Consider the following 26,899-nt stretch of genomic DNA (forward strand, 5'->3'; position numbering starts at 1 on the left):
CGAAAGCAGCCGTGATAAGATGCTTCCTTCGTCAGCATGACAAATACTTAGCTGTAAGAGGTGGGGGTTTCAGCCCGCAATGCTTTCAGCGTAAAGTCTTCAAAAAGGGTTTTACCCTCAATCATACCCGTAATCTGAGCCGCCACCTTAAAGAACACATCCAGCTGGCTCTGCGGGATTTTCTCCCGGATTTTCAGGTTGAAGTGCCTCACCGTCTGGCGCGAAACCTCCTTTTTCTCCAGCCCCAGTTCCGTCAGGAAAATGCGGACCGAGCGTTTATCCACGGAGTCAGCCTGCTTATAGACAAGGCCTTTTTCCTCCATGCTGCGCAGGATGCGGGTAAGGCTGCGGGTTTCGAGGCCCAGCAGCGGCGCGATTTTGGTAGCCGGTGTGCCGCGCTCTTGGTCGATGTTCAGCAGCACAAAGCCGATGCTCGTGGTGATATCATTTTGGGCAGCCTGAGTGTTGTACATGCGCGAAATCGCGTGCCAGGCCACTTTAATGTTGTAATCGACGGTTTCTTCGGCTTTCATGGGCGGGCGGTAAGAGCGGTAAACTTACGAAAAATTTGTTAGGCTTGCATACTATATCCCGATGCGATAAAAAAGAACGTCACGCTGAACTGCTTGCCGCTTCTCCACCGCAGCAGGAAATCCGGTTGAGTGGATACCTGCCTGGCAGAGGTGCTTCACTGCGTTCAGCATGACGTTCTTCGGACCTAACCGCCCCTGCCCTACCGCTCCCCGGCCGAGTTATACAGGCCTTCGATAATGTCCTTATTGTTTTCGGTAATGACCTTGCGCTTCACCTTCATGGTGGGAGTCATTTCGCCACTTTCCACGGTCCAGAGCTCGGGCAGGAGGGCGATTTTTTTCACCTGCTCCCACTGCGCAAAGCGCTGGTTGTATTTCTTCACCAGCCCCTCGTAGAGGTCCACTATCTTGGGGTTTTTCACCAATTCCTCGTTCGAGGCATCGGGCACGCCGTTGCGCTTGCACCAACCCTTGAGGTCGGAGAAGGAGGGAATGACGAGCGCCGAGGCAAATTTCTGGTCGGCCCCCACCACCATGGCCTGCTCGATGAGCGGGTCTTCCTTGAACTTGCCTTCGAGCACCTGCGGGGCAATGTACTTGCCGCCCGAGGTCTTGAACATCTCCTTCTTCCGGTCAGTGATTTTCAGAAACTTGCCGTTCACCAACTCGCCGATGTCGCCGGTATGGAACCAACCTTCCTCGTCGAATTCCTTGGCCGTGAGCTCGGGCTGGTTATAGTAGCCCTTCATCACCGAAGCTGATTTGGTCAGAATCTCGCCGTCGGCCGCGATTTTCACCTGCATATTGTCGATGAGCGGGCCCACGGCCCCAATCATGTTGTTCTCGGGCTCGTAGCCGCCCACGGCAATCACGGGCGAGGTTTCGGTGAGGCCGTAGCCTTCCATCACATGGATGCCGGCCGCCCAGAACACGCGGGCCAAACGGGGCTGCAAGGCCCCGCCGCCACTCACGATGCAGCGCAGGTTGCCGCCCAGCGCCTCGCGCCACTTGTTGAAAATGAGCTTATTGGCCAGCGCCAGCTGGGTATTATAGAGGAAGCCCTGGTCTTTCTGGGTATCGTACTTCAGGCCCAGCTCCAGGGCCCAGAAGAACAGGCTTTTCTTCACGCCTTCGAGCTCATGGCCCTTTTGCACGATTTTATCATACACCTTTTCGAGCAGGCGCGGCACGGTGGTGAAAATATCAGGCTTCACTTCGCGCAGGTTGTCGGCGATGACGTCCATGCTTTCGGCGTAGTAGATGCTCACCCCGTTTATCATGTACAGATAGGTCACCATACGCTCGAAAATGTGGCAGAGCGGCAAGAAACTCAACGCTTTATCGTCCTTCGTGACCGGCACGAAGCGTTGCGAGTTGCGGCAGTTGCTCAGGATGTTATCGTGCGTGAGCATCACGCCCTTGGGCTTGCCAGTGGTGCCGCTAGTGTAGATGAGCGTGAGGAGGTCGTCGGGCTCGACGGCGGCTTTCAGAGGCTCCAGGGCAGCGGCGTTGCCCTTTTTACCAATTTCCAGCAGTTCGTCGAAGTGGCGGGCACCGTCGATTTTATCGAAGGTGAAGACGTTTTCAGCCGGGATGTCGAGGCCCTCCGTGGCTTCTTTCACCTTGTCGAACAGCTTCTGGTCGGCCACGAATACGGCCCGCACGCCGGCGTCGGTAAAGATGTACTTGTAGTCCTCAACGGTGATGCTCGGGTACATCGGCACGCTGATGGCCCCGATTTGTGAGATGCCGAAATCGGCCAGCATCCACTCCGGGCGGTTCATGCTGATGATGGCTACTTTGTCGCCGCGTTTGAGGCCGAGCGATACGAGACCGAGCGAAACCAGGTTGGCCTGGTCCTGAATTTGCTGGCTGCTGATGGGCACCCAGTTTCCGTTGATTTTAGAGGCCAGCGCATCGGATTTGGGCGACTCGGCAATTTGGTGGGCTAGTATATCAAAGGCGCGACGAACGTCCATGGGTGGGGCGGATAAAGCGTATTGCGTGAAATTCAGCTTAAATAAAGCGCTTTTTTCGGGGCTGCGCCCCCCCGCGCCACGCACTTCTGCAGCGCTGCAGCTGCCCGTTAAAACCAAATGAGCCGCAAAAACGCTCAAAAAGCCCCAAAATCCGGCTTTTTTCGGTGTAATTTTGAGCCCTAGCATTCCCGCTCCCAATGAATCTGGCCCTGTTTTTTGACCCGCTGCCGGAAACGCTGACCGAGGCCGTGCCCGCGCCTACCACGCTGGCCGCCTACGCCACCCGCTTCACCGAAACATTCCCCGACTGGCGCACCGCCGACCTGGCCATCATCGGGCTGGATGAGTGGCGCGGCAGCGCGGCCGGACCGCCCAGTCCCCGCCGCCACGGCCCCAACGAAGTGCGCCAGCGCTTCTACCAGCTGCAAAAAGGCACGGGCATGCTGCGCCTCGTCGACCTCGGCAACCTGCGACCCGGCCTCACCCTGGAGGATACTTACCAGCGCCTGCGCGAGATTATCGGGGCGCTACTCGAAGAAAATACGGTGCCCATTCTACTCGGCGGCAGCCACGATTTGGACTACGGTCAATTTCTGGCCTACGAAGCGCAGGACCGCACCATCAATGTCACAATAGTAGACTCGCGGCCCGACATGGCCGAGCCCGGCCCCGGTACCCCGGCCGAAGAGAGCCACCTGCGCCGCCTGCTGGTGCACGAGCCCAACATCATATTCAGCCTGGCCCACCTCGGCCACCAGCAGTACCTCACCCCACCCGAGGTGATGGTGGCCCTCGAAAAGCTCCATTTCGATACCATGAGCGTGGGCGAGGTGCGCGCCGACCGCCGCCTGGCCGAGCCGCTGGTGCGCCAGGCCGATTTTATGAGCGTGGATATTGCCGCCATTCGCTGGCAGGACTCGCCGGGCTACTACCCGGCCAACCCCTTCGGCCTGGGCAATGAGGAAGCCACGCAGCTGTGCTGGTACGCCGGCCACAACGAGCAGCTTAGCTCCTTCGGCCTCTACGGCTACCGGGCCGACGTGGATGCCAACGGCCTGGCTGCCGCCACCATCGCCAGCATGCTCTGGTACTTCGTGGAAGGCTTTTACCACCGCCGGCCCGAAACCGGTTTCGGCACGTTCCGCTTCCTCACCTACACCGTGGTGCTGCCCGGTAACCCCGACAAGCTGGTGTTCTACAAATCGCGCCGCGCCGAGAAATGGTGGATGGAAGTGGAGCGCCTCGGCGACAATGCCACCAAGCGCGTGGTGCCCTGCACGTATGAGGACTACCTGAACGCCTCGCAGGGCGACCTGCCGCAGCGCTGGATTCGGTTGCAGGCGCTGCTGAGCTAGGTTTTATTTGACTTATTACCCGGAACGTCATGCTTCGCTGCGCTCTGCATGACATTCTTTTTGTATGATTGCCCCCCTCCCCACCTACACCAAAAACCAGCTCGCCCTGCGCAATGGCCAGGACCGCGACGAAATCTGGGTGGCTTACCAAGGCCGGATTTATGACGTGAGCCGCTCGCGCCTCTGGCGGCGCGGCAACCACTACGAGCACTGGGCCGGCCAGGACCTCACCGCCGAGCTGGACAAAGACGCGCCGCACACAGCCAACGTATTCGATAACTTCCCCGTTGTGGGCCAGCTTGTGCGGTAAGCTTTAGCCTGCCGTCTGTCTCAATCTCTTCTTTACCACCACGGCCCTGCGGTGCCAGCTAAAGCTTACCTCACATGATGACCACCGAAGCACCCTCCGAATTCGACCACCTCGAAACCCTGCCCACCGCCGAGCTGCTGGCCGGCATGAACCAGCTCGACCAAACCGTGCCCCAAACCGTAGCCAAAGCCTTACCGCAGATTGAGCAACTGGTAGAAGTTACCGTGGCCCGGCTACGAGCGGGCGGCCGGCTGTTCTACATTGGGGCTGGCACCAGCGGGCGGCTGGGCGTGGTGGATGCCTCGGAATGCCCACCCACGTTTGGCGTGCCGGCCGAGATGGTGGTGGGCATCATAGCGGGTGGCGATGGCGCCATTCGGGTGGCCGTGGAAGGCGCGGAAGACGACGCCGAGCAGGCCTGGAAAGACTTGCAGGCCCACAACATCGGCCCCAAAGATGTGCTGGTGGGCATTGCCGCCTCGGGCCGCACGCCCTACGTCATTGGTGGGCTAACGCGGGCACGGGCGGCGGGCCTGGCCACGGGTTGCGTGGTATGCAACGCCGGCTCGGCGGTAGCTGCGGCGGCCGAGTTTCCGGTGGAAGTGGTGACGGGGCCGGAATTCATCACCGGCAGCACGCGTCTCAAGGCTGGCTCGGCCCAGAAAATGGCGCTCAATATGCTCACCACGGCCACGTTCATCCGCCTAGGCTACGTGCGGGGCAACAAGATGGTGGATATGAAGCTCTCCAACGTGAAGCTGGTGGACCGGGGCGAGCGCATGCTGATGGACGAGCTCGGCATTGCACAGGCCGAGGCGGCAGCCCTGCTGAAACAGTACGGCAGCGTGCGCACGGCGCTGGAAGCTGTCAAGCCATAGCACATGCTTCGGCTTGTGCCTCACGGCCTTACTTTTTCATCCGAACGATTCGGGATTTCTGGCGTTTCTAGGGAGGCACAAGCTAAAGTATGTGCTCCATCGTCCCATGCACACCATCGAGCCGCACTACAACTGGATTGAGCAATACTCAGCCTCTGAAGACCCTCGTTCGCCACTTTTCGAGACCGAGAACAGTCTGGAGACCTATACCAACACGATTTACGGATACTACATTCATCCGCAATGGGACAGCCTGGGGTCCGACACCCTGTTCTTCAAAATCCTCTTTGCCGACTATGACGATGGCATTGCCGTGCTCGAATTTATCGGCGAGTGGAACGACGCCATTGAAAATGACATCATGGAGCTCAAGCGGAATATCATCGATATTCTGGTGCACGAGGGCATCCGCAAGTTCATTCTCATCGGCGAGAACGTGTTCAACTTCCACGGTTCCGACGATGACTACTACGAGGAATGGTACGAGGATGTGGAAGATGGCTGGATTGCGGGCATCAATTTCCAGGAGCATGTGCTGCGCGAAATGAAACAGTACAACGTGGACAACTACATCAACTTCGGCGGCCAGCTCGACGACCTGCCTTGGCGCACCTACGAGCCGCGCCGCCTGTTTGAAGTAGTGGATAACCTGCTGAGCAGGCGGCTGGGCCTGCCCGAAACCGAGCTGTAGTCCAACTCCTCTAAACGCAAAAAAGCCTCTCCGTTGCCGGAGAGGCTTTTTGTTGTAAAGCAGTTAAAACTACTTCTTAACTTCTTCGGTCGTGGTGGTCGTGGTGGTGCCAGCAGCGTCCATTTTGTCAGCGTTGTCCTGGATGGCTTCGCCTTTGGCATCAGCCGAGTCACGCACCATGTCAGCCTTGTCTTCCATAGCGTCAGCTTTGGCTTCGCCAGCGTCTTTCACGTTTTCGCCAACCTGCTCCTGAGCCTCTTCTTTCTTACTGTCGCACGAAGTGAAGGTGAACGAACCGAGGGCCAGGGCGAGGAACAATACTTTTTTCATCTTGGGGTTTGTTTTAAAATGTGGTTGGTTTTCAAGCAACGTTCGAAGCACCAGCCGAAGCTTAGCTTCAAATTCGTGGCTTTATACCTACTCTCAAAGAAGGTAACCCGCTGCCGAAAAAAATTATGAAGAATTTATGAGGACATTCCTGCCTCCTTATTTCTTCCGGAACAGGATGCCGATGGGCACGCCCGTGAAATCGAAATGCTCGCGCATCCGGTTTTCGAGGTAGCGCACGTAGTTGGTTTGCACGTACTGCGGCAGGTTGGCGAAGAAGGCAAACACCGGGTTGTGCGTGGGCAGCTGCGTCACGTACTTGATGCGAATCATCTTGCCTTTGAGCGCGGGCGGGCCGTACTTCTCAATCTCCTTCAGCATGATGTCGTTCAGCTGTGAGGTCGGGATTTTACGGCGCTTGTTGCCGTACACCTCAATGGCCGTTTCAATGGCCTTGTGCACCCGCTGCTTGTTCAGCACCGAGATAAACACCACGGGGATGTAGGCAATGGGCGCAATCTTTTCGAGGATTTTTGCCTCGAACTCCTTAGAAGTATTGGTTTCCTTGTTCTCCACAAGGTCCCACTTGTTCACCAAAATCACGATGCCTTTGCGGTTTTTATCGGCCAGGGTGATGATGTTCACGTCCTGGGCTTCGATACCACGGCTGGCGTCCAGCATCACGATGCAGACGTCGCACTCTTCCAAGGCGCGCAGGCTGCGCATGTTGGCGTAGAATTCCACGTCCTCGCTCACCTTGGCCTTGCGGCGCAGGCCAGCCGTATCAACCAGAATAAACTCCTTACCAAAGGCGTTGTAGCGGGCCGAAATCGAATCCCGCGTTGTGCCGGCGATTTCGGTTACGATGCTGCGGTCTTCGCCGAGCAGCAGGTTCACGAGGCTGGATTTGCCCACGTTGGGGCGGCCCACCACGGCAATGCGCGGAATTTCCGATTCCGGCTCTTCCTCACCGGGCTCGTCGAAGTTGGCCACTACGGCATCCAGCAATTCGCCGGTGCCGTGGCCGTTGGCGCTGCTGATGGCGTAAATTTCGCCGTCGCCCAGGCCCAGCGAGTAGAACTCGCCCACGCCGTTGGCGCGCAAGTTAGTATCGGCCTTATTGGCCACCATATAGATGGGCTTTTTGCTGATGTAGCGGCGCAGCACGTGCGCAAACTCCTCGTCGAGGCCGTGCACGCCGGCTTCGGCATCCACCATAAACAGGATAACGTCGGCCTCTTCGATGGCCAGTTTCACCTGCTTGTTGATTTCGCCCTCGAAAATATCTTCCGAATTGTGCACGTAGCCACCCGTGTCAATCACGGTGAAGTTCTTGCCAATCCAGTCGCCGTAGCCGTAGTGGCGGTCGCGGGTTACGCCGCTCTCGTTGTCCATAATAGCCTTGCGCTGACCTACAAGGCGGTTGAATAGCGTGGATTTGCCCACGTTGGGCCGCCCTACAATGGCGACCGTGTTTTGCTTTGACATGATATGTGGCCCCAGCCGCCGACCCGACCTAGATTCGGCAGTGCCCGGGGTGTGTTAGTTATAGATGGTCGGAATATGGTGAGGTAGTGAGGTGTGAGATGGTGAGTTTGATATTCCGCTCGCGCAAATGCCGCAGTTAAAACATCAACTCACCTTCTCACACCTCACCATCTCGCTACTGGTACCCAAACCGGCTCAGCGCTTTCGCGTCGGTGCGCCAGTTCTCGTTCACTTTTACATACATTTCCAGGAAGACTTTCTTTTGGAAGAACTTCTCCATTTCCTCGCGGGCCCAAGTGCCTACTTTCTTCAGCGCCACGCCGCCCTGGCCGATGACGATGCCTTTCTGGGAGTTGCGCTCGACGTAGATAATGCCGCGAATGCGGATGATATCTTCCTCTTCCTTAAACTCTTCGATAACAACCTCGCAGCTGTACGGAATCTCCTTTTTATAAAGCTTGAAGATTTTTTCGCGCACCATTTCGGCGGCAAAAAAACGCTCCGGCTTGTCGGTTAGCTCATCCTTGGGGTAATAGGGCGGGTGCACGGGCAGGCGCTCCATCACCAGCTGCAACACACCGTCGGTGCCGAAATGGTTGAGGGCCGAAATGGGCAGCACTTCGGCGGCGTTGGGCAGTTGCTCTTTCCAGTAGGCCAGCTTGGACTCCACTTCCTCCTGGTTGGCCTGGTCAATTTTGTTGACAAGCAGGATGATGGGCGTGTCCGTCATTTTGCGCAGGCGCTCCACTACGGGCTCTTCGTCGTGCTTCTCGTAGATGTCGGTTACGAAGAGCACCACGTCGGCATCTTCGAGCGACGAGTACACGAACGACATCATGGCGTTGTGCAGCTCGTATTTGGGCTGAATAATGCCGGGCGTGTCGGAATAAATCAGCTGAAAATCATCGCCGTTGAGGATACCCAGAATGCGGTGGCGCGTGGTCTGGGCCTTGCTCGTGACGATGCTGAGCCGCTCGCCCACCAGCGCATTCATGAGCGTGGACTTGCCCACATTGGGTTTGCCAATGATGCTCACAAAGCCGGCGCGATGGGGTTTAGTTTCGGGGTTCACGATGGATGGGTTTGATAATCAGGGCCGCAAAGGTACGGCTTGCGGGGCGGAAAAGCTAGAAAAGGGCTGAAATCGGGCTTATGCTGCTGTGACCAAAACCATGTTTGGAGTGAGCCGGTTGCTGAACGAATGAATGTAGTGCGGACTTTTAGTCCGCGAGTTGAGCAGTTCACTCGCGGACTAAAAGTCCGCGCTACATCCACGGTACAACCCCGAACTTTGCCCCAATGAATTCCACTACTTCCCCCAACGCCCGCATCGGCGTGCTGCTCGTCAACCTCGGCACGCCCGACTCGCCCAACACGCCCGACGTGCGCCGCTACCTCAACGAATTTCTGACCGATGGCCGCGTGGTTGACATGCCGGCGGCCATTCGCTACCCGCTGTTTCAGGGGCTGGTGGTGCCGTTGCGGGCCCCCAAATCGGCCAAGATTTACAAGGAGCTGTGGACGGAGCGCGGCTCGCCCCTGCTCTTCCACGGGCTTGATTTGCAGGAGAAAGTGCAGGCTGCCCTGGGCGAGCACTACGTGGTAGCCTTCGGCATGCGCTACCAAAAGCCCAGCGTGGAGAAGGCGCTGGAAGAGCTGCGTGCGGCCAACGTGGAGCGCATCATCGTGCTGCCGCTGTTTCCGCAGTATGCGTCGGCCAGCACGGGCTCGGTGCAGGAGAAGGTGATGGACATTGTGAAAGACTGGTGGGTGGTGCCCAGCATCAGCTTTATCAGCCAGTTTGCTACCGACCCGGGCTTTATTGCCACCATCGTGGCGCGGGGCCGGGCTGAGATGGACAAGCAGCACTACGACCACGTGGTGTTCAGCTACCACGGCATTCCGGAACGCCACGTAAAAAAGGGCGACCCCACCAACTACTGCCGCTTCGGCAGCTGCTGCGATACCCTCACGCCCGCTAACCAATATTGCTACCGCGCTCAGTGCTTTGCCACGTCGCGCCTGGTGGCGGCCGGCCTGGGCCTCGCGCCCGAGCAATACACGGTAGCCTTCCAGAGCCGCCTGCAAAGCCGCCTGCGCGACCCCTGGCTGCAGCCCTACACCGATGAGGCGCTGAAGCCGATGCCCGCCAAAGGCATCAAGCATGTGCTGGCTTTCAGCCCCGCCTTCGTGGCCGACTGCCTCGAAACGACCATCGAGGTGGGCGAGGAGTTCAAGGAGCTGTTCGAGGAAGCCGGCGGCGTGCACTGGCAGCTGGTGCCCTCGCTGAACTCGGAGCCGCAGTGGGTGGAGGCCGTGGCCGATATGCTTCGGCGCAATTAGAACCAGCGTTTGAAATCGCGAATAGCCCGTGATGCTGCGTGCAGCATCACGGGCTATTCGCGATTTCGGCGCCAGCCAAATTAAGCGCAGCTATAGTAGCTTTAAGATTTATTAATCAGCAAATTCCCACGTAAATGCGCTTTCGCTACACACTAGCACTTGCTTTCGGCCTGTTGGCCGACACCCGGGCCCAAGCTCAACAAGCCGTCAAAATCTTATTCGACGCCACCAAGGCCGAAACGGCCGGCAATGCCGACTGGGTGATTGACGCCGACGTGTCGGGTAGCCCGCAGCGCCTGCCCACGCCGCTGCAAAGCACCGTTACGGCCAGCACGCCCGAAGGCTACTGGACCGGCGCACTCTCCTCCTGGGGCATTGCGCTGGTGAAGCGCGGCTATCAGGTTGAGACGCTGCCGGGCAGCGGCCGCATCACCTACAACGATGCCACCAATGCCCAGGACCTGCATTACTACGCCGCCTACATCGTGGACGAGCCGAATATTCGCTATACCACGGCCGAAAAAACGGCCATCCTGAACTATGTGCGCAGCGGCGGCGGCCTGTTCATGATTTCGGACCACACCATTTCGGACCGCAACGGCGACGGCTGGGACTCGCCCGCCATCTGGAACGACCTCATGGCCTCGGCCAGTCCCGTCAATCCCTTCGGCATTACCTTCGACCTCAATAACCTCTCCTTCACGACCGGCGTGGGCGCGGCCGTAGCTCCCGCCGACTCGCTGCTGCACGGCCCCGCCGGCAACCCGGTGGCCATGGAATACCACAACGGGGCCAGCATCACCCTCGCTCCCACCGCCAATGCCAGCGTACGCGGCGTGTTGTTTCGGCCCAGCGTGGCTACTACCGGTGCCACGGGGGCCATTGTGGCGCGGGCCCGCTACGGCCAGGGCCGGGTAGCTGCCCTGGGCGATTCTTCGCCGCCCGACGATGGCACCGGTGCGCCCGGCAATAACCTGTACGACGGCTGGGCAGCCGAAGCCAACGGCGACCATGCCCGCCTGCTGCTCAATGCCACCATCTGGCTGGCTACGCCCACCCGCACCGCTATGGCCACCCGCCACGCCACGGAAGCCGACTTCAGTATTTACCCCAATCCCAGTGCCGATGCTTTTTTCATCAGCGGCAACGTGCTGCCGGTTGAAATCCGCTGCCACGACATGCTGGGCAAGGCAATTGCTATTACCAGTGCGGCGGCTGGCGTGGGCGCCGTGCGCGTCGATGCTGCCGGGCTGGCGCCGGGCCTCTACGTGCTGCGCCTGCGCCTACCCGATGGACAGGTGCTCACCCGCCAGATTGCCCGGCAATAAAGCCCGTCCGGCTCCGGATCAGGAAGCCCGGCGGCGGTTATAGAAGCTGCCCGTATCGAACGAGTCCTGCTCGTAGAAGCGCGGGTTGGCAGGGGCAGCCTCTTTTCCCAGCGCCCGCAACATGGCCTCTTCGTACTCGCGGGTAATCTGCACCTCGATGTAAGGCGGGTAGTTCAGGACCGACGCTTCATTGAGCGCGGGCACGAACACGTTGTCGCCATCCTCATCCAGCGAAGCGGCCCCAATGGGCAGCAAAATGTGGTTTTCGTGTTCGTTGGTTTGGAAGCGACCATCCAGCGCTACGTCCAGGTAGCGCACTTTCATAGCTTCGGGCTCCACAATCAATTCGAACACCGTGCCCAGGGCCTGGCCATCGCTACCCCGCACGGTCCAGCCGCGCACGTCGGGGTTGTCGTCGGCCACTTCAAAATCGGTGAGGTCGCGCAAGCGGCGCAGAACGGGAGTTTCCATAGCAAATACGTTTCTGGTTTGTTGTTGCTGGCTTCTGGTTCAAATCGTTAGCCGCACAAAGTCAGCAACGAGAAACCAGAAACCTAACGCTGAGCTGGCTCGCTAAGTACGCGCACGGCGGCGGCGGCCTGGGTTAGGAACTGTTGGTTCTGCTGCTGCTCGGGGGCCGTAGCGCTACGGCCAGATAGCTGCCCTGCGAGGCTCACCAACGTATTGGCCTCATTTTCAAGCTCGGGATAGGCCTTTTGCTGCATGGCCCGGATGAGACCGGCCGCCGCCACGAAACCGGGGCGCAGGCTGGTATTGGGCTCGCCGAGGCGGGCGGTGGCACTGGTCAGGTTGTCGCGCTGCTCGGTGGTGGTAGGGGTGCGCAGGTCGTCGCGGTCGGTGAGGGAAACCAGCACGCCGGTCAGTTTTTGCAGGCCGTTGCGAGCGTAATCGGGCGCGGCCGGGTCGGAGGCGGCCTGTGTAGCCAGGGAGGCGGCCGTTTCGAAACTACCGGCGGCAGTCGCGGCACCCTGGGTAGTATCGCCCTGCGGAATGCCATCAACGGTCTCCCGGCGCGCAGCCTGGTCTACGGCCGCAGCGGCCCCCAGCGTATCCGAGGCGGCAACGGGCGGCGCGGGCTCATCGGCCGGGTCGGAACGCAGGAAGAAATAAGCAGCTACCGCCACTAATACGGCCGCCAGCAGCACCAGCAGCCACGGGCTGGGCGCCGATTTTTTACGTTGAATGTTGATGTCAGCCATATCGGGAGTTGGGAGAATGGCTTGAATTTACGAGGTGCGGCGAAAAATAGCCGATTTGCGCGGCCGGTAGCATACTTGCGGCTACGCCCGCCACCCAGGGTCGGCGCCCCCACCCAATGCCTTCACCACCACCATCCACCCTTTACCTGGCTGACTTACAGTCGCGGGGGCTGCTGCCACCGACCCAGACCACCCGCATTATCGCCAGCGAGCGCACCCAGCCATTTTCCCTGCACTACGAGTTACGGGCGCTGCTTTACCTGGGCATTACGCTGCTGGCCGGCGGCCTGGACGTGCTGGTGTACCAGCATATCAACACCATTGGGCACGGCATTATCATCGCCCTCATTGCCGCCCTCATGGCCGCGTGCTTCACCTACGCGGCGCCGCTCCCTTCACCTGGGGGGGTGGCTTCTAAAACCTCAGTGGGGGCCGACTACCTCCTGCTGGCTACCTGCTGCTGGTGGTGCTGGTGGTGCTGGAGGGTTACGTACAGTACCAATACCAGTTTTTCGGCAACCGCTACGGGCTGGCCACGGCGCTGCCGGCGCTGGTTTTCGTGCCGCTAGCCTATTGGTTCGACCACCGGGGAGGTGCTCCATGGGCCTTACCGCGCTGGCGTCGTGGGTGGGCCTCACGGTAGCGCCGCTGGCCGTGCTCACCGAAAACGAGTTCTGGAGCGACCATATTCGCGGGGCCGCCGTCGGCCTGGGCGGGCTGCTGATGCTGACGGGTTTTTACTCGGAGTACCGGGGGCGCAAGGCGCATTTCGCATTCACGTACCTGTTGCTGGGCAGCAACCTGGCGCTGGCCGCGCTGGCGACTTCACTGGTACGGGCGGCTTTTCACGAGCAGCCTTTGGTGGGCCAAGGCACGGTGGCACTCATGCTGGGGCTGTGCGCGGGTCTGTACTCATACGCCCGGCGCACGCAGTCGTATTGGTTTCTGGTGCTGGCGGCGGGCTACGCTTATTTCGGCGCCTGCTACCTACTGGTGCAGCTGGTGCTGCTGTTTCCCGATGACACCATCGTACTGATGGCCCCTTCCTGCTATTACCGCTGTCAGCCCTGCTGGTCGTGTTGTTCTTCCTCAATGTGAGGAAAATCCTGCACGGCCCGGCGGCGCCTGTTGCTCCCCTCCCCCCTACCTCAGCCATGAACAGGCAAGCCTACAACCCCAACTGGGCATTTCATACTGCCCTGCGCGCCCGGGCGGCACGCTGGCAGCGCCAGCAGCTGCTTGGTGAGGACCAGCTAAAGGCCATTGAAGCGGCATATCCGCTGGAGTACTACCGCCCGGCGTAGCCCCTGCGGGTGGGCCTGTTCCTGTTTGCATTGCTGGGAATAAGCATGGCATCCGGCTTCATTTTTTTGATTGGCCATAAGCTGCCAATCGCGAGCGGTATCATTAGCTGTGCGGCATGCTTTGGCATGCTGGAACTACTGATAAAAGACCGCCGCCTCTACCACTGCGGAGCCGATAACACCTTGCTATAGGTAGGCTTGGCTGCGGCGGGCAGCCTGATTCCCTACATTTTCAGCACCTATTTGTGGAGCGGTTACTACGCATCGTTTCGCGTCACCGATGGCCATTTGCTGGTTCCGCTCACCCTGATACTGGCGCTACTGGCAGCGGCGGTCCTGCGCTATGCCGATGCGCTGGTCACGGCAGCCGCTTTTGCTGTCCTGCTGCTCTTGGTGAGTGTTACGGCCCTGCAAAGTCCGTGGGGCAGGCCCTGCTGCCTTTCCTGATAATGGCCACGGCGGCCGGCGGGCTATTCCTCTACCGCATGCTGGCCCGGCGCGTGGCCGGCACGCCCCTGGCCGACTACTACACCAGCTGCCTGCTCATGCTGAAGGTACTGACCCTGGCCGTATTCTACCTCGGCGGCAACTACCTGGTAGTGTGCGAAGGGAATGCCGAGCTTCACAGCCTCAATGTATCTGTGCAAATACCGTTTGCGCCGCTCTTCTATCTATTCACGGCGGGCATTCCACTTCTGTATATCACGCTGGGCCTGCGCCGGGCCGACCGCCCCCTGCTCCTGCTGAGCTTGTTGGCACTGGCATTCTCCATCTTCACTCTGCGGCACTACCGCTCGCTGCTACCGCCCGAAATAGCCGCCGTAGCGACTGGCGCTCTGCTTACGGTACTGCTGGCCGGCGCATTGCTCCGCGCCCTACGCCCCGCCCGCTTCGGCCTCACCTCGCTGCCCGACGATGAGCCACGCCACTTCAACCTCGAAAACCTGATTCAGGCCCAAACTGCCCACGCACTCGATGCGCCCGCCTTGGGTGGCTTCGAGTTCGGCGGTGGGCAATCGGGTGGCGGAGGGGCCACCGGGCAGTTTTAACCCTGCACTGCCACCGGCCGGTACAGCTTGGCCAGCACGGCCACGGCGTAGTCCACTTCTGCTTCGGTATTCATCTTGCTCATCGAAAAGCGGACGGTGGCACGGCCGGGGTCGCAGCCCAGGGCTTCGAGCACATGCGAGCCCGCCTGGGCCCCACTGGTGCAGGCCGAGCCCCCCGAAGCCGCCACCTTGCTGATATCGAGGTTGAACAACAGCATTTCGCTGATGGCCGACGGTGGCAGGCTCACGCTCAGCACCGTGTAAAGGCTCTTATCGGCGTGCTCCGACAGGCCGTTGAACTGCACATCCTCCACCTCGGCGCGGAGTTTTTCGATGAAGCGGGTCTTCAACGCCTGCACCTGCGCGTGGTGGGCGGCCAGGTCGCGCACCGCGATTTCCAGCGCCTTGACCAAGCCCACAATGCCGTACACGTTCTCCGTACCCGAGCGCACATTGCGCTCCTGCGAGCCGCCGTGAATGAGCGGACTCACCCGCAAGCCGCTGCGGGTGTAGATAAACCCCACCCCCTTCGGCCCATGAAATTTATGGGCCGAACCCACCAGAAAATGGTTTTTCAGCTGCTGCACGTCGTGCCGGTAATGCCCCATCGTCTGCACCGTATCGGTGTGAAACACGGCATCGTAGCGGGCACAGATATCACCAATGGCGGCAATGTCATTCAGGTTGCCAATTTCATTGTTGGCGTGCATCAGGCTCACAAACGTGCGCGACTGCGTGGCCAGCAGCTCCTCCAGGTGACCCAAATCCAGGGTTCCCTGCGCGTCGTGTTTCACGTAGTGCAGCTCAATCTCGCCGCTTTTGGCCAGTACCTGCAACGGGTGCAGCACGGCATGGTGCTCCATCGGCGAGGTAATGGCGTGCTTTAGCCCCAGTGTGCGCACACTGCCAAAGGCGGCATAATTGTCGGCCTCGGTGCCACCGCTCGTGAAAATGATTTCGGCCGGAGCGGCATTCAGCAGGTGCGCCACCGTTTTGCGGGCGTTCTCGATGGCGGCGCGCACCTGCCGGCCCGGGCCGTGCAGGCTGCTCGGGTTGCCGTAGTGCTGGCTCAGAAAGGGCAGCATGGCCTCCAGCACCTCGGGGTCGAGGGGCGTGGTAGCGGCATTGTCGAAATAAACGAAAGCGGGCGCGTTGGGGGAAATTGTGCTCATAGGAATCGTTTCAGCAGAAAAAGGCAGAAGCCGGGTGTGGGTGCACCCGGCTTCTTTCAAGCTATACACAAATACAAATTTGGGCTTTCGAATTGAAACTACTCCACAGCAGCCGCGCTAAATGCGCAACACCCCGACTAACTACGCCTTTGCGGCGATAATTTCCTTGATATCACCAATGATTTTCTGGGCCAGATAATCAGCCGTAGAGTTCGAATCCGACTCGGCATAGATGCGGATAATGGGTTCGGTATTAGACTTGCGCAGGTGCACCCACTCCTTATCGAACTCAATTTTCACGCCGTCAATCGTATTCACGGGCTGCTTGGCGTAGCGCTGCTCCATCTTGGCCAGCACGTCGTCGGTGTTGATGTCCGACGTCAGTTCAATCTTGTTTTTCGAGATGAAATAGCTCGGGTACGAGTTGCGCAGGCGGCTCACCGTGAGGCCGGTTTTGGCCAGGTGCGTCAGAAACAGCGCAATGCCAACCAGGGCGTCGCGGCCATAGTGCAGTTCGGGGTAAATGATGCCCCCGTTGCCTTCGCCACCGATTACGGCGTTGGTTTCCTTCATTTTCGTCACCACATTCACCTCGCCCACGGCGGCGGCCGAATAGTTGCCACCGGCCTTCTCGGTCACGTCGCGCAGGGCGCGGGTGCTGCTCAAGTTGCTCACGGTATTGCCGCCGCCCAAGCTTTGCAGCACGTAGTCGGCCACGGCCACCAGCGTGTATTCTTCGCCGAACATCTCGCCGTTTTCGCTCACCAGCGCCAGGCGGTCCACGTCGGGGTCTACCACGATGCCGAGGTCGAAGCCGCCTTTTTCCAGCACCTTGGCAATGTCGCGCAGGTGCTCGGGCAGCGGCTCGGGGTTGTGGGCAAAGTCGCCGGTGGGCTCGCAATGCAATTTTTCGATGGTCGTCACGCCCAGCGCTTCCAGCAGCTGCGGCACGGCAAAGCCCCCCGACGAGTTCACGGCATCCACCACCACCCGGAAGTTGCGGGCCTTAATGGCTTCCACGTCCACCAGCGGCAGCGCCAGAATAGCTTCAATGTGCTTTTCCAAGAAAGTGGTATCCGTGGTGTACTGGCCCAGCTTGGTCACGGGCGCAAAGTCAAAGTCCTCGTTTTCGGCCGAGGCCAGCACCTGCTGCCCATCGGCTTCCGAGATAAATTCGCCGATGGCGTTCAGCAGCTTCAGTGCGTTCCACTGCTTGGGGTTGTGCGAAGCCGTGAGGATAATGCCGCCGGCCGCCTTCATGGCGGGCACCGCCATTTCCACGGTGGGCGTGGTGCTCAGGCCGAGGTCGCACACATCGAGGCCGAGGCCCTGCAGCGTAGCGGCCACCAGGCGGCTCACCATATCGCCCGAAATCCGAGCATCGCGGCCGACAATAATCAGCTTGCTATCAGTATTTTGGGTTTTAACCCAGGTACCATACGCGGCGGCATACTTCACCACGTCGAGCGGCGTGAGGCCCTGGCCCACCGGCCCGCCAATAGTGCCACGGATACCGGAAATAGATTTGATTAAAGTCACGGAGGTAGTTAATTTGAAAGACCAAAATTAGGCATTAGCAACCGGTTGGCGGCACGGACTTTTATCTTTGGAACAATGGAAAACCCCACAAATTCGCCTAATGTTCTGCTTACCAGTGCTCGCCGGCCCGCGCAGCTCGAAGCATTCGGCCGCCTGCTCGACGTACTCGACCGCCTCCGCACTGAATGTCCCTGGGATAAAAAACAAACCCTGCAGACCCTGCGGCACCTCACCATCGAGGAAACCTACGAAATCAGCGACGCCATTCTGCGCGACGACCTGCCCGACCTGAAAAAGGAACTGGGCGATGTCATGCTTCACCTGATTTTTTACGCCCGCATCGCCGCCGAAAAAGGCGCCTTCGACATTGCCGACGTGCTCAATGCCCAGTGCGAGAAGCTCATTTACCGCCACCCGCACATCTACGGCGATGTGCAGGCCCACGACGAGGAGACGGTAAAGCGCAATTGGGAGCAGCTCAAGCTCAAAGAAAAAGGCAATACCAACGGGGTGCTCGGCGGGGTACCCACTTCCCTGCCTGCGCTGGTAAAGGCCATGCGTATTCAGGAAAAAGCCCGGGGCGCGGGCTTCGACTGGGAGCAGCCCGAGCAGGTATGGGACAAAGTGCAGGAAGAATTAAACGAGTTTAGTACCGAGTACAGCCACGGCAATCCCGACCGGATGGACGCTGAAAAAGCGGCCGATGAATTTGGCGATTTACTCTTTTCGCTGGTCAATTTTGCCCGCTTCGCCGGCATCAATCCCGAAGAAGCACTGGAGCGCACCAACCGCAAGTTTATCAGCCGCTTTCAGTATCTGGAAACGGCCGCTGCCGCCAATAATCAGCACCTCGCCGACCTCTCGCTGGCCCAGATGGATGTGTACTGGGAAGAAGCCAAACGACGCCCTGCTCAACCCAAAGGCACGGTTTAGCATTGGGGAGGCTTCATCCAACTTTCATGGTAATTCTAGTGGGCGCTGGCAACTTTTCTTTGGTCAGGCCGCGCTTTTTGGTTAGGTTTGCTCAACTAAGTGGGCTCGGTGGGTAATTTAGACTTTGATAAGTGCTATTCGACTTCTCTCGGAACGGGATTATCGATTGTCTTTTTTGCTAACGCCTGCACTCCTAACCAACTTTTTGCATTTTCTTTACCCACTCAATTCAAATACTTCACACAACAACCCCCAAACAATCCGGAACAAATGGAACAGAAAAATGCCATGAATACGAGCCCCCGGCCCGCCGCAACGGCCGCCAAAGCCGAAGCCCAAAGCAGCGGTGGTGCCTCGCTGTTCTCCGTCCTGGTTATCATCCTTGCTTACGTTGTCAGCCTCCTCATTTATAAGTTCGTGCTAGGCGACTCAAGCCACTTTCAAGGCGGCAACAATGAGAATAACCCCAACCCCGGCGACTACCTCGGGGTAGTTTTTAAGGGTGGTTTTGTAGTGCCGATTCTGATGTCGATGCTGCTCATGGTTATCACCTTCTCGATTGAGCGGATGCTGACCATCAGCAAGGCCAAAGGCTCCAAGAGCATCGAGAGTTTTGTGCGCACCGTGCGTCAGAAGCTGAACAGCAATGACATCAACGGCGCCCTCGCTGCCTGCGACCAGCAGAAAGGCTCGGTAGCTAACGTGGTGAAAGCCGGCCTGATGAAATACAACGAGATGGGCCGTGACCGCTCGATGGCCACTGACCAGCAAATCCTCGCCATCCAGAAGGAAATCGAAGAAAGCACCGCCCTGGAGCTGCCCATGCTGGAGAAAAACCTGGTTATCATCTCGACGCTGGCTTCTATTGCCACGCTGACGGGTCTGCTGGGCACGGTATTCGGTATGATTCGTGCCTTCGCCGCTCTGGCGCAGGCCGGTACTCCCGATGCAGTAGCTCTGGCAAACGGTATCTCGGAAGCCCTGATTAACACGGCACTGGGTATCGGTACTTCGGCCCTGGCCATCGTAGCCTACAACTACTTCACCAGCAAGATTGACGAGCTGACTTACAGCATTGACGAGGCCGGTTTCAGCATCATCCAAACCTTTGCCGCTCAACACGGCAATAAGCAGAACGCCCAAACGGTTTAATTCCGTTTGTTAGCAAACTGCTGATGCACTAAAACGCGGGGCGGTTCGTTCTCCGGAATGAATCGCCCCCTTTTACCCCCACCTCGCAATGCCCAAAGTAAAACCGCACCGTACCTCACCGTCGCTCGATATGACGCCGATGGTGGACCTGGCTTTCTTGCTGGTGACATTCTTCATGCTCACCACCAAGTTTGCCCCCGAAGAGACTGTGGTAGTGGACACGCCCTCGTCGACTTCGGAGCTTAAATTGCCCGAGAACAACGTAATCACGCTCACCATCGACAACAAGAAGCGCGTCTTCTTTGGTGTCGATGCGCCGCAAACCAAGATTCAGGCCTTGCAGAAAGTAGGCGCCAAATACGGCGTAAACTTCACCGCAGCCCAAGCCAAGGAGTTCAGCAACCTACCCAACTTTGGCTTGCCTATCAGCCAGTTGGGTTCTTACCTGAACATGGAAAAGGAAGACCGCAAGCAGGTAAATGCCCAGCAGCCCGGTGTTCCGCTCGACTCGCTCAATAACCAGTTGATTGACTGGGTACTTGCAGCTCGTACAGCTAACCAGGCCATCTTCCACAAGCCTACTTACATCGCTATCAAAGGCGATGGCAATGCTGACATACCTACGGTAGAGCAGGTTATCAAAGTGTTGCAGGAAAGAGACATCAACCGCTTCAATCTCATCACGGATATGGAAAACAAGCCAGTAGCCGCCGCCAAATAATTTTGGTTGTTGCTACTGCTTCATTCCCAATCCTTTCACTTAACTAAATTCCATGGCAGAAATTCAAGGCAAAGCCGACTCCGGTGGAAAAGGTGGGAAGAAGCGGGCCAAGAAAATGTCGACCAAAATCGACATGACCCCAATGGTGGACTTGGCCTTCCTCCTGCTCACCTTCTTCATGCTGACCACCACCTTCGCCAAGCCCAACGTGATGCAGCTCACGATGCCGGTGAAGAAGACCGACGATGTCGAGGACACGAAAATCAAGGCCTCGCAGGCCATGACCATCATCCTTGGCAAAGACAACAAGGCGTATTACTACTTCGGGTTGAATACGCCCAACGACAAAACGGTACCCAAGCCTGAGTTGAAGGTGACGAACTTCTCCGCTTCCGGCATTCGGCAGGTATTGCTGGACCGCCAGCGCCAGAAGCCGGACCCCATCATCCTCATCAAAGCAAGTGAAGACGCCAAGTATAAAAACATGGTGGATATTCTGGACGAGATGAACATCACGAACCAGAAAAAATACGCGCTGGTGAAGGTACCCAAAGACGACCTGGACCTTATTAAAGACTCAGCCCTATGATGGACAATGCGCAAATTGCGAAAGCCAGCTTAAACGATATCGTTTTTGAGGGTCGCAACAAGGCCTACGGCGCTTATGTGCTCCGACGCCTGTATCAGCGCCACGTAACCCGGGCGCTGATTATTGCTACGGCGCTGTTTGTCCTTCTGATTGCTTTCCCGCTCATCGCTCAGTATCTGAAAGAAAAGATGCCGAAGGAGCCCGCGAAGAATCTGAAGGAGAACGTGCTGATGGACGCTCCTCCCCTGGACGAAACCAAGCCGCCGCCCCCCCCGCCGCCCCCCGAGGCGCCGCCACCCCCTCCCCCCAAGCTTACCACCATCAAATTCACTCCTCCGGTGGTGAAGAAGGATGAGGAAGTGAAGAAGGAAGAGGTTCCGGACCAGGAGGAGCTGAAGGATAAGACGGTGGCCACCGTAACCGTAAAAGGTAACACGGATGCTCCTGACCTGTCCGAACTTTCGGGTCCCGGCGACAAAGTGGTTGAAGAAGTAGTTGAGAACAAAGTCTACACCTACGTAGAGCAAATGCCTCAGCTGCCCGGTGGTGGTGGAAACGGTGCTATCGTAAACGCCATCCAGAAGGCGGTGAAATACCCCCCGCTGGCACTTCGCAACCAAGTTGAAGGTCGCATCTTCGTTAGCTTTACGGTAAACCCGCAGGGCGACGTTTCAGATGTGAAAGTGGTAAAAGGCCTGGGTTCGGGTCTTGACGAGGAAACGATGCGGGCGGTGAAAACCCTGCCTAAATTCATCCCCGGCAAGCAGAACGGCCGTGCAGTAAGCGTTTCGTTTACGGTACCGATTACCTTCAAAATTCAATAGTTTCTTACTTCTGGTTTTTTCAGAAGTAGCGGAAACCCTGGATTGAGCTTCATGGCTCGGTCCAGGGTTTTTTATTACACACCACCTCAGGGCATGTACAAAAAGTTGCTCCACAGGTACCGATAGGCAGCAATAGTTCGTTGTAGGGCGCTAACTTCAATTAGAAAGCCGTCTGTTGACTAACTACCAAACTCATTTGCGAGCACATTACGAGACAAACCAAGTGAGTTGTCCGCTATGAAAAGCAGCTATTTTTTGGCTTTTTTGCAGGCTGGTATGGGAGCTCCAAGCTGATGCGCCGAACCTTTACCCGCGTTTTTCGGGTTTATTATATCTCCATTTCTGCATTTTCTTTTTTATGCTCAACTTACCTACTACTGAGGAGCGGCTTGGTAAGTCGCCCCAGCGGCTAGTGCGTTACTTTGTGCTCCTGATGGCCTCCATTTACATGGGCCTTGGGGTATGGCTGTGGTGGTCGGCCAATAGTCCTTCGGTTGGGGGACTGGTTCAGCTTGGCCCAATAACCCGCCGGATTTTGGGTTCTGTATTCATTCTCTATGGGCTGGTCCGTTTTGGCCGAGGCTACCAGGCCCATTTTCGCAAAAAAACCATTTCTGACGATAATGATTAAATGTGCCCACTTTTTGACTGCCGGAGCTACGGTATTGGCCGGAGCACTTGCCATTACCTCCTGCAATGGTCCAGGGTCGCCAGGAGCTCAGGATACCACTACCAGCGGCAATGTTGCGGTGAGCGTGGATGAAACGTTTGCGCCTATCCTGCAGGCGCAGATAGATACGTTTGCTAAGCTTTATCCGAATGCTCATGTCAAGATGAGCTTTCAGCCGGAGGAAAAGGTGATGCTGGACCTCATCAACGATAAGGTGAAGCTGGCGGTGGTGTCGCGCGAGCTGAACGCGGAAGAGCAGGCTGATTTAGCCAAGCAAACTATTGTGCCGCGCACTATCCGTATTGGCATCGATGGCCTGGCCATCGTACTTAATCGCAGCAATCCGGATTCGTTGCTGACGGTGGCGCAGCTGGCCGATATTTTCACGGGCAAAACCGGTAGCTGGAACCAGATTAGCGGCAAGAAGGGCCTGTCGTCCATCAATGTGGTATTCGATGCAAACCGGAGCAGCACGACGCGCTTCGTGCTCGATTCGGTGACGCATGGTGCCCCGCTCACCAGCCGGGTATTTGCCGCAACTTCGAACCCTGCCCTGCTTGATTATGTTGCAACGCATCCCAGCGCTATTGGAGTAGTGGGGGTAAACTGGATTTCAGACCGGGACGACCCGACTGCCATGACGTTTGCCAATAAGGTCCGGGTGGCCAGCATCACGTCCCGCCCCAACCCAAAGCCTAACGACTATATTCAGCCCTACCAAGCATACCTGGCCGAAAAGACGCCTGAGCAGCTGGCCCAGGACCCGGATTTGCAGAATTACCCGCTCCGGCGCAACCTTTACATCATCAGTCGGGAAGCGCGCGCAGGATTAGGCACAGGGTTTGCATCTTTCGTGGCAGGCAAGAACGGACAGCTGATTTTTCAGAAGTCGGGATTACTACCGGCTCAGATGCAGGCCCGAATTATTACCACGCCTAAACTGTAATTACGCTTTTCGCGTAAAAATTTTTCATTGCTTTTTCATTCTTTTTCTTCTCCTATGAGTTTCAAGCCCTGGAAACAGCCGCTGCTCGCTGCCGTTGCAATGGTAGCAGGTACTACGGCGGCCACCGCCCAAAACGTGCAAACCGCCCAACGCGATATTGAATTGGGTCGGTACAACGAAGCCCGCGCCATTTTGCGTCCCGGCTCCACTCCCGAAACTGCTTTCGAGCTGGGCCGCCTTTATCAGATGCGTGATATGGCCGATTCGGCTGCTTATTTCTTCAACAAAGCAGCGGGCTCCACTCCTTTCGGCCAAGTAGCTGCCGGCCGTGCGCTACTGGCCAAAGGCCAGATTGCTCCGGCTGAAGTTCAGTTTGATGCCGCTGCGAAGGCGACCAAGAACAAAGATGCCAAATTGCTCACCATGATAGCGCAGGCGTATGGGGAGATTGATGGTAAGAATACTGGCAAAGCCCAGACTTACATGGATGCGGCTCAGGCCGCCTATAAAAAGGATGACCCGGCCCTGATGGTTGCTCGTGGTGATGTGTTCCTGCACTCTGACCAGGGTGGTGGAGAGGCCATGACCAGCTTTGACCGTGCTATTGCGGCAAACCCCAGCTTCGCCCAGGCTTACTACAAGAAAGGTGTGTTGAGCGTGCGCTCGCGCAACTTCAACGCGGCCCGTGAGAGCCTGAGCAAGGCCATAGAGCTTGACCCCAGCTACGCACCGGCCTACCGGGAGCTGGCCGACATGTACTACTACGCCGGCCAGTATGACCTGGCCTTGAGCACATTCAAGAAATACACCGACCTGGCGGAAAATTCGTCTTCGACGAATGCTCAATACGCCTCGTTCCTGTATCTGACCAGGAAGTACCAGGAGGCGTTGACGGAGGTAAATAAGGTGCTGCAAAACGACCCGCAAAACCTTACCATGAACCGCCTGAAGCCTTATTTGCTGTATGAAACTGGTGACTTTGCAGGAGCGGCTACCGCCATTGACACCTATATGTCGGTGGTACCAGCCGATAAGATTATTTCCGAAGATTACATCTACAAGGCCAAAATCCTGAGCAAAACGGGTAAAGGCCCGGAAGCGGTAGCGCTTATCGGCAAGATTATCGCAAAGGACCCGTCTAAGGCCTGCGACTTTCAGAACGACCTGGCCAGCATTTATGCCAACCAGAAAAACTACAAAGGTGCCATCAGCGTGTATAAGTACAAGCTGAACAAATGCAGCGGCGACCTGACTGACCAGTTCCGTCTGGCTACGGCTTTCAGCAGCGACAAACAGTACGTTGAGGCTGACAGCGTGTACAACATCATCAACATCGCCAAGCCCACGTATGCTCCGGCATACCTTTACCGGGCTTCGGTGAACGCTCAGCGCGACCCGGAAGGCAAGCAGGGCTTGGCCAAGCCGAACTACGAGAAGTACATCGAACTCTCGAAAGCAGCAGATGCCGAGCCGGCTAAATTCCGCGAAGGTTTGGTGCAGGCCTATGGCTACTTGGGTGTATATGCTTTCCAGCAGGGTGATAAAGCCGGAGCCAAGTCATACTTCGAGCAGGTATTGGTTCTGGACCCTGAGAACAAGGGTGCCAAGAGCAACCTGGACATCATCACTGCCAAGCCCAAGGCAGTAGTTAAGAAGGCTGCGCCGAAGAAGAAGTAATTCTTACCTGTCACTTATGCAAAAAGGTCCCAACGCAATGCGTTGGGACCTTTTCGTTTTTATAGGGTGGGCTCAGTTTTAGGTAGCAGCCCAGTTGCGCCATTTTTCGAGCACTGCCGCGAAATCTTCGGGCAGCTCGGCTTCGAATAGCAGCTGCTCGCCGGAAGTTGGGTGCACAAAGCCGAGCGAGCGGGCGTGTAGCGCCTGACGCGGCATCAGCTGAAAAGCATTTTCGACAAATGCCCGGTACGTGCCATTATTCTGGCCCACGCGAATGCGGTCGCCCCCATAGGTCGCATCGGAGAACAGGGGGTGGCCGAGGTACTGCATGTGGGCGCGAATCTGGTGAGTCCGGCCGGTTTCGAGTACGCAGCGTACCAGCGTTACCGGGCCGAAGTTCTCCAACACCTCATAATGCGTCACAGCGGGCTTGCCCTGCTCGCCGCCGGGATAAACGGCCTGCACCTTGCGGTCGCGCATGCTGCGGCCCAGGTGGCCGGTTATTGTGCCCGTGGGGCCGGGCGGAGTGCCCCACACCAATGCCAGGTAGCTGCGCTGAATGGTGTGATGGAAAAACTGCAACGACAGGTGCGTCATGGCAAACTCGGTTTTGCCAATGACCAGCAGGCCCGACGTATCCTTGTCGATGCGGTGCACCAGACCGGGGCGGATTTCCCCGTTGCGGCCCGTAGGTAGATTGGCGAGGTGATGCGCCAGGCCGTTTACCAGCGTGCCCTGCCAGTGGCCGTACGCCGGGTGCACCACAAGGCCAGCGGGCTTATTCACGATAAGCAGCTCAGCATCCTCGTAGCGAATGTCGAGGGGCATCTCCTCCGGCACTACCCGGCCTTCACGCGGCGGCTCGGGTAGCGTGACGGTAATAACATCCTGCGGCTTGACCCGATAATTGGGCTTCACAGCCACTCCGTTCACCTCTACTGCTAATGCCCGAATGGCATCCTGCACCTTGTTGCGCGAAGTATTACGCAGCCGGCTATGCAGGAACTTATCAATCCGCAGCATCTCCTGGCCACGGTCTACTATGATGCGGTGATGCTCGTAAAGCTCATCGCCATTTTCCTCATCGGCTTCGCTGTCGAGCAGCTCATCCGCCTCAAATTCGTCGTCTATCATTTCCCAAATTGGTGGTATATGAAAAAAGCCGGAGCAAATGCTCCGGCTTTTTTAGGCAGGCGGCGGTTGCCGCTTACTTCTTGGTTTTAGTCTTGGTCTTGTTCACACCAGGTGTAACCGGCGCGCTAACAGGCGAGGCCGGGCCCGACTTGATGGGAGCGGCTGCACCGGGCGTAATGCCCATTTTCTTCAATACGAGGTCCGAAATGTCGCCATCCTTAGGAGCATGCAACAGCAGCGGGCTGCCGCCACCATCGGAGTTGAACACATAGGTGAAACCGTTCTCGTCAGCAACGAGGTCGATGTTTTTCTGCAGCTTGTCCAGCGCCGGCTTCAGCAGCGTCTGCTGCTTCTGCTGGAGCGACTGTTCGGCAGTGCGCTGAAACTCCTGAATGGACTGCTGCAAACGCTGCAGCTCCTTTTCGGTATCCGCTTTCACTACGTCCGTCATGGTGCCGGACTTCTGCTGATAATCCTTCACTTTGGTTTCGAACTCGGAGCTTTTGCTTTTCAGCTGGGCCGCGAGTTGGTCGTTGTAGGTTTTGAGCTCCGACTCAATCTGTTTGCTTTCGGTCATCTGGGATAACACGTACTGAACATCGGTGTAGCCAATTTTCAGGGGGGCCTGGGCCTGCGCGGAAGTGGCAGCCAGGGTTCCGGCGGTCAGCAGAGCGGCGGCGAGCGTCAGACGAAAGATTTTCACGAGATTCATCAAAAAGAAAAAGGGTCAGAAAAAT

At 57.7% G+C, this 26,899-nt stretch carries 30 protein-coding genes; 19 read left to right on the forward strand and 11 right to left on the reverse strand.

What is annotated here, in order from left to right:
* Window positions 1–47 precede the first annotated feature (47 nt).
* Together KQ661_RS00505 and KQ661_RS00510 are read right to left on the reverse strand one after the other, a co-directional pair.
* On the reverse strand, window positions 48–533 hold the full coding sequence (locus tag KQ661_RS00505) for a MarR family winged helix-turn-helix transcriptional regulator (RefSeq protein WP_216678864.1): 486 nt from the start codon (window positions 531–533) through the stop codon (window positions 48–50).
* 200 nt (window positions 534–733) lie between these two features.
* Window positions 734–2,512: an AMP-dependent synthetase/ligase gene (locus tag KQ661_RS00510; RefSeq protein ID WP_216678865.1), complete on the reverse strand. Its 1,779-nt coding sequence runs from the start codon at window positions 2,510–2,512 to the stop codon at window positions 734–736.
* 197 nt (window positions 2,513–2,709) lie between these two features.
* On the opposite strand from KQ661_RS00510, the gene KQ661_RS00515 reads away from it, so the two are divergent.
* From KQ661_RS00515 to KQ661_RS00530, 4 genes are all read left to right on the forward strand, one after another.
* Window positions 2,710–3,867: a formimidoylglutamase gene (locus tag KQ661_RS00515; RefSeq protein ID WP_216685376.1), complete on the forward strand. Its 1,158-nt coding sequence runs from the start codon at window positions 2,710–2,712 to the stop codon at window positions 3,865–3,867.
* 64 nt (window positions 3,868–3,931) lie between these two features.
* On the forward strand, window positions 3,932–4,177 hold the full coding sequence (locus KQ661_RS00520; RefSeq protein ID WP_216678867.1) for a cytochrome b5 domain-containing protein: 246 nt from the start codon (window positions 3,932–3,934) through the stop codon (window positions 4,175–4,177).
* Between the two features lie 77 nt (window positions 4,178–4,254).
* A complete protein-coding gene (murQ, locus tag KQ661_RS00525) occupies window positions 4,255–5,055 on the forward strand; it encodes an N-acetylmuramic acid 6-phosphate etherase (RefSeq protein ID WP_216727914.1) in 801 nt (266 codons plus the stop codon).
* A 106-nt stretch (window positions 5,056–5,161) separates the two neighbouring features.
* On the forward strand, window positions 5,162–5,746 hold the full coding sequence (locus KQ661_RS00530; protein ID WP_216690314.1) for a hypothetical protein: 585 nt from the start codon (window positions 5,162–5,164) through the stop codon (window positions 5,744–5,746).
* Window positions 5,747–5,815: 69 nt separating this feature from the next.
* On the opposite strand, the gene KQ661_RS00535 is transcribed toward KQ661_RS00530, so the two are convergent.
* From KQ661_RS00535 to era, 3 genes are all read right to left on the reverse strand, one after another.
* The gene (locus KQ661_RS00535) at window positions 5,816–6,076 is read right to left on the reverse strand and encodes a hypothetical protein (protein WP_216678868.1); all 261 of its coding nucleotides are present in this window, start codon (window positions 6,074–6,076) and stop codon (window positions 5,816–5,818) included.
* A gap of 156 nt (window positions 6,077–6,232) precedes the next feature.
* Window positions 6,233–7,561 carry a ribosome biogenesis GTPase Der gene (der, locus tag KQ661_RS00540; RefSeq protein ID WP_216685377.1) on the reverse strand — a complete coding sequence of 443 codons (1,329 nt, stop codon included), beginning with the start codon at window positions 7,559–7,561 and terminating at the stop codon, window positions 6,233–6,235.
* Between the two features lie 175 nt (window positions 7,562–7,736).
* Window positions 7,737–8,633 (reverse strand): GTPase Era, encoded by an 897-nt coding sequence (era, locus tag KQ661_RS00545; protein ID WP_216678870.1) that lies wholly within the window; start codon window positions 8,631–8,633, stop codon window positions 7,737–7,739.
* 227 nt (window positions 8,634–8,860) lie between these two features.
* Between era and hemH the strand changes: the two genes are divergently transcribed.
* Together hemH and KQ661_RS00555 are read left to right on the forward strand one after the other, a co-directional pair.
* Window positions 8,861–9,904, forward strand: a complete 1,044-nt coding sequence (gene hemH / locus KQ661_RS00550) for a ferrochelatase (RefSeq protein WP_168671210.1) — start codon at window positions 8,861–8,863, stop codon at window positions 9,902–9,904.
* A gap of 134 nt (window positions 9,905–10,038) precedes the next feature.
* On the forward strand, window positions 10,039–11,232 hold the full coding sequence (locus KQ661_RS00555) for a T9SS type A sorting domain-containing protein (protein ID WP_216685378.1): 1,194 nt from the start codon (window positions 10,039–10,041) through the stop codon (window positions 11,230–11,232).
* Between the two features lie 18 nt (window positions 11,233–11,250).
* Here the strand turns inward: KQ661_RS00555 and KQ661_RS00560 are convergent, their stop codons facing one another.
* Both KQ661_RS00560 and KQ661_RS00565 read right to left on the reverse strand, forming a co-directional pair.
* Window positions 11,251–11,703 carry a PRC-barrel domain-containing protein gene (locus KQ661_RS00560; protein WP_216678872.1) on the reverse strand — a complete coding sequence of 151 codons (453 nt, stop codon included), beginning with the start codon at window positions 11,701–11,703 and terminating at the stop codon, window positions 11,251–11,253.
* Between the two features lie 83 nt (window positions 11,704–11,786).
* Window positions 11,787–12,452: a hypothetical protein gene (locus KQ661_RS00565; protein WP_216685379.1), complete on the reverse strand. Its 666-nt coding sequence runs from the start codon at window positions 12,450–12,452 to the stop codon at window positions 11,787–11,789.
* Window positions 12,453–12,568: 116 nt separating this feature from the next.
* Here KQ661_RS00565 and KQ661_RS00570 point away from each other — a divergent pair, with 116 nt between their 5' ends.
* The 5 genes from KQ661_RS00570 to KQ661_RS00590 all read left to right on the forward strand — a co-directional run bounded on the left by KQ661_RS00570 (window position 12,569) and on the right by KQ661_RS00590 (window position 14,805).
* On the forward strand, window positions 12,569–13,021 hold the full coding sequence (locus tag KQ661_RS00570; protein WP_216685380.1) for a DUF2157 domain-containing protein: 453 nt from the start codon (window positions 12,569–12,571) through the stop codon (window positions 13,019–13,021).
* 31 nt (window positions 13,022–13,052) lie between these two features.
* Window positions 13,053–13,550 carry a hypothetical protein gene (locus KQ661_RS00575; RefSeq protein ID WP_216685381.1) on the forward strand — a complete coding sequence of 166 codons (498 nt, stop codon included), beginning with the start codon at window positions 13,053–13,055 and terminating at the stop codon, window positions 13,548–13,550.
* Between the two features lie 56 nt (window positions 13,551–13,606).
* Entirely contained in the window at window positions 13,607–13,756 is a 150-nt protein-coding gene (locus KQ661_RS00580) for a hypothetical protein (protein ID WP_216678876.1), read from the forward strand.
* 198 nt (window positions 13,757–13,954) lie between these two features.
* Window positions 13,955–14,203 carry a hypothetical protein gene (locus tag KQ661_RS00585; protein WP_216678877.1) on the forward strand — a complete coding sequence of 83 codons (249 nt, stop codon included), beginning with the start codon at window positions 13,955–13,957 and terminating at the stop codon, window positions 14,201–14,203.
* Window positions 14,176–14,805 (forward strand): hypothetical protein, encoded by a 630-nt coding sequence (locus tag KQ661_RS00590; RefSeq protein WP_216685382.1) that lies wholly within the window; start codon window positions 14,176–14,178, stop codon window positions 14,803–14,805. The genes KQ661_RS00585 and KQ661_RS00590 overlap by 28 nt, the downstream gene beginning before the upstream one ends.
* On the opposite strand, the gene KQ661_RS00595 is transcribed toward KQ661_RS00590, so the two are convergent.
* Together KQ661_RS00595 and glmM are read right to left on the reverse strand one after the other, a co-directional pair.
* A complete protein-coding gene (locus tag KQ661_RS00595) occupies window positions 14,802–15,977 on the reverse strand; it encodes a cysteine desulfurase family protein (protein WP_216685383.1) in 1,176 nt (391 codons plus the stop codon). The genes KQ661_RS00590 and KQ661_RS00595 overlap by 4 nt on opposite strands.
* A 141-nt stretch (window positions 15,978–16,118) precedes the next feature.
* Window positions 16,119–17,516, reverse strand: a complete 1,398-nt coding sequence (glmM, locus tag KQ661_RS00600; protein WP_216678880.1) for a phosphoglucosamine mutase — start codon at window positions 17,514–17,516, stop codon at window positions 16,119–16,121.
* A 75-nt stretch (window positions 17,517–17,591) separates the two neighbouring features.
* Between glmM and mazG the strand changes: the two genes are divergently transcribed.
* The 8 genes from mazG to KQ661_RS00640 all read left to right on the forward strand — a co-directional run bounded on the left by mazG (window position 17,592) and on the right by KQ661_RS00640 (window position 25,028).
* On the forward strand, window positions 17,592–18,449 hold the full coding sequence (gene mazG / locus KQ661_RS00605) for a nucleoside triphosphate pyrophosphohydrolase (RefSeq protein WP_216678881.1): 858 nt from the start codon (window positions 17,592–17,594) through the stop codon (window positions 18,447–18,449).
* 270 nt (window positions 18,450–18,719) lie between these two features.
* Window positions 18,720–19,601, forward strand: coding sequence for a MotA/TolQ/ExbB proton channel family protein (locus KQ661_RS00610; protein ID WP_394369597.1), 882 nt, complete (start codon window positions 18,720–18,722; stop codon window positions 19,599–19,601).
* Window positions 19,602–19,689: 88 nt separating this feature from the next.
* Complete coding sequence (locus KQ661_RS00615) at window positions 19,690–20,322, forward strand: ExbD/TolR family protein (RefSeq protein WP_168671220.1); 633 nt, start codon at window positions 19,690–19,692, stop codon at window positions 20,320–20,322.
* Between the two features lie 52 nt (window positions 20,323–20,374).
* Window positions 20,375–20,911 carry an ExbD/TolR family protein gene (locus KQ661_RS00620; protein WP_168671221.1) on the forward strand — a complete coding sequence of 179 codons (537 nt, stop codon included), beginning with the start codon at window positions 20,375–20,377 and terminating at the stop codon, window positions 20,909–20,911.
* A complete protein-coding gene (locus KQ661_RS00625; RefSeq protein WP_226915670.1) occupies window positions 20,908–21,735 on the forward strand; it encodes an energy transducer TonB in 828 nt (275 codons plus the stop codon). The genes KQ661_RS00620 and KQ661_RS00625 overlap by 4 nt, the downstream gene beginning before the upstream one ends.
* Window positions 21,736–22,093: 358 nt before the next feature.
* Window positions 22,094–22,366 carry a hypothetical protein gene (locus KQ661_RS00630; RefSeq protein ID WP_216678882.1) on the forward strand — a complete coding sequence of 91 codons (273 nt, stop codon included), beginning with the start codon at window positions 22,094–22,096 and terminating at the stop codon, window positions 22,364–22,366.
* The gene (locus tag KQ661_RS00635; protein WP_216678883.1) at window positions 22,359–23,351 is read left to right on the forward strand and encodes a PstS family phosphate ABC transporter substrate-binding protein; all 993 of its coding nucleotides are present in this window, start codon (window positions 22,359–22,361) and stop codon (window positions 23,349–23,351) included. Before KQ661_RS00630 ends, KQ661_RS00635 begins: the two co-directional genes overlap by 8 nt.
* Window positions 23,352–23,405: 54 nt before the next feature.
* Window positions 23,406–25,028: a tetratricopeptide repeat protein gene (locus tag KQ661_RS00640; RefSeq protein WP_216685384.1), complete on the forward strand. Its 1,623-nt coding sequence runs from the start codon at window positions 23,406–23,408 to the stop codon at window positions 25,026–25,028.
* 78 nt (window positions 25,029–25,106) lie between these two features.
* Here the strand turns inward: KQ661_RS00640 and KQ661_RS00645 are convergent, their stop codons facing one another.
* Together KQ661_RS00645 and KQ661_RS00650 are read right to left on the reverse strand one after the other, a co-directional pair.
* A complete protein-coding gene (locus KQ661_RS00645) occupies window positions 25,107–26,162 on the reverse strand; it encodes an RluA family pseudouridine synthase (protein WP_216685385.1) in 1,056 nt (351 codons plus the stop codon).
* A 73-nt stretch (window positions 26,163–26,235) separates the two neighbouring features.
* A complete protein-coding gene (locus KQ661_RS00650) occupies window positions 26,236–26,874 on the reverse strand; it encodes an OmpH family outer membrane protein (RefSeq protein WP_216685386.1) in 639 nt (212 codons plus the stop codon).
* Window positions 26,875–26,899 lie beyond the last annotated feature (25 nt).

The sequence above is a fragment of the Hymenobacter siberiensis genome (assembly GCF_018967845.1).
Taxonomy (GTDB): Bacteria; Bacteroidota; Bacteroidia; order Cytophagales; family Hymenobacteraceae; genus Hymenobacter; species Hymenobacter siberiensis.

Coding starts and splice junctions, on each gene's coding strand:
- KQ661_RS00505 (WP_216678864.1), bottom strand. CDS start 533: ATGAAAGCCGAAGAAACCGTCGATTACAACATTAAAGTGGCCTGGCAC.
- KQ661_RS00510 (WP_216678865.1), bottom strand. CDS start 2,512: ATGGACGTTCGTCGCGCCTTTGATATACTAGCCCACCAAATTGCCGAG.
- KQ661_RS00515 (WP_216685376.1), top strand. CDS start 2,710: ATGAATCTGGCCCTGTTTTTTGACCCGCTGCCGGAAACGCTGACCGAG.
- KQ661_RS00520 (WP_216678867.1), top strand. CDS start 3,932: ATGATTGCCCCCCTCCCCACCTACACCAAAAACCAGCTCGCCCTGCGC.
- murQ (WP_216727914.1), top strand. CDS start 4,255: ATGACCACCGAAGCACCCTCCGAATTCGACCACCTCGAAACCCTGCCC.
- KQ661_RS00530 (WP_216690314.1), top strand. CDS start 5,162: ATGCACACCATCGAGCCGCACTACAACTGGATTGAGCAATACTCAGCC.
- KQ661_RS00535 (WP_216678868.1), bottom strand. CDS start 6,076: ATGAAAAAAGTATTGTTCCTCGCCCTGGCCCTCGGTTCGTTCACCTTC.
- der (WP_216685377.1), bottom strand. CDS start 7,561: ATGTCAAAGCAAAACACGGTCGCCATTGTAGGGCGGCCCAACGTGGGC.
- hemH (WP_168671210.1), top strand. CDS start 8,861: ATGAATTCCACTACTTCCCCCAACGCCCGCATCGGCGTGCTGCTCGTC.
- KQ661_RS00555 (WP_216685378.1), top strand. CDS start 10,039: ATGCGCTTTCGCTACACACTAGCACTTGCTTTCGGCCTGTTGGCCGAC.
- KQ661_RS00560 (WP_216678872.1), bottom strand. CDS start 11,703: ATGGAAACTCCCGTTCTGCGCCGCTTGCGCGACCTCACCGATTTTGAA.
- KQ661_RS00565 (WP_216685379.1), bottom strand. CDS start 12,452: ATGGCTGACATCAACATTCAACGTAAAAAATCGGCGCCCAGCCCGTGG.
- KQ661_RS00570 (WP_216685380.1), top strand. CDS start 12,569: ATGCCTTCACCACCACCATCCACCCTTTACCTGGCTGACTTACAGTCG.
- KQ661_RS00575 (WP_216685381.1), top strand. CDS start 13,053: ATGGGCCTTACCGCGCTGGCGTCGTGGGTGGGCCTCACGGTAGCGCCG.
- KQ661_RS00580 (WP_216678876.1), top strand. CDS start 13,607: ATGAACAGGCAAGCCTACAACCCCAACTGGGCATTTCATACTGCCCTG.
- KQ661_RS00595 (WP_216685383.1), bottom strand. CDS start 15,977: ATGAGCACAATTTCCCCCAACGCGCCCGCTTTCGTTTATTTCGACAAT.
- mazG (WP_216678881.1), top strand. CDS start 17,592: ATGGAAAACCCCACAAATTCGCCTAATGTTCTGCTTACCAGTGCTCGC.
- KQ661_RS00610 (WP_394369597.1), top strand. CDS start 18,720: ATGGAACAGAAAAATGCCATGAATACGAGCCCCCGGCCCGCCGCAACG.
- KQ661_RS00615 (WP_168671220.1), top strand. CDS start 19,690: ATGCCCAAAGTAAAACCGCACCGTACCTCACCGTCGCTCGATATGACG.
- KQ661_RS00620 (WP_168671221.1), top strand. CDS start 20,375: ATGGCAGAAATTCAAGGCAAAGCCGACTCCGGTGGAAAAGGTGGGAAG.
- KQ661_RS00625 (WP_226915670.1), top strand. CDS start 20,908: ATGATGGACAATGCGCAAATTGCGAAAGCCAGCTTAAACGATATCGTT.
- KQ661_RS00630 (WP_216678882.1), top strand. CDS start 22,094: ATGCTCAACTTACCTACTACTGAGGAGCGGCTTGGTAAGTCGCCCCAG.
- KQ661_RS00635 (WP_216678883.1), top strand. CDS start 22,359: ATGATTAAATGTGCCCACTTTTTGACTGCCGGAGCTACGGTATTGGCC.
- KQ661_RS00640 (WP_216685384.1), top strand. CDS start 23,406: ATGAGTTTCAAGCCCTGGAAACAGCCGCTGCTCGCTGCCGTTGCAATG.
- KQ661_RS00645 (WP_216685385.1), bottom strand. CDS start 26,162: ATGATAGACGACGAATTTGAGGCGGATGAGCTGCTCGACAGCGAAGCC.
- KQ661_RS00650 (WP_216685386.1), bottom strand. CDS start 26,874: ATGAATCTCGTGAAAATCTTTCGTCTGACGCTCGCCGCCGCTCTGCTG.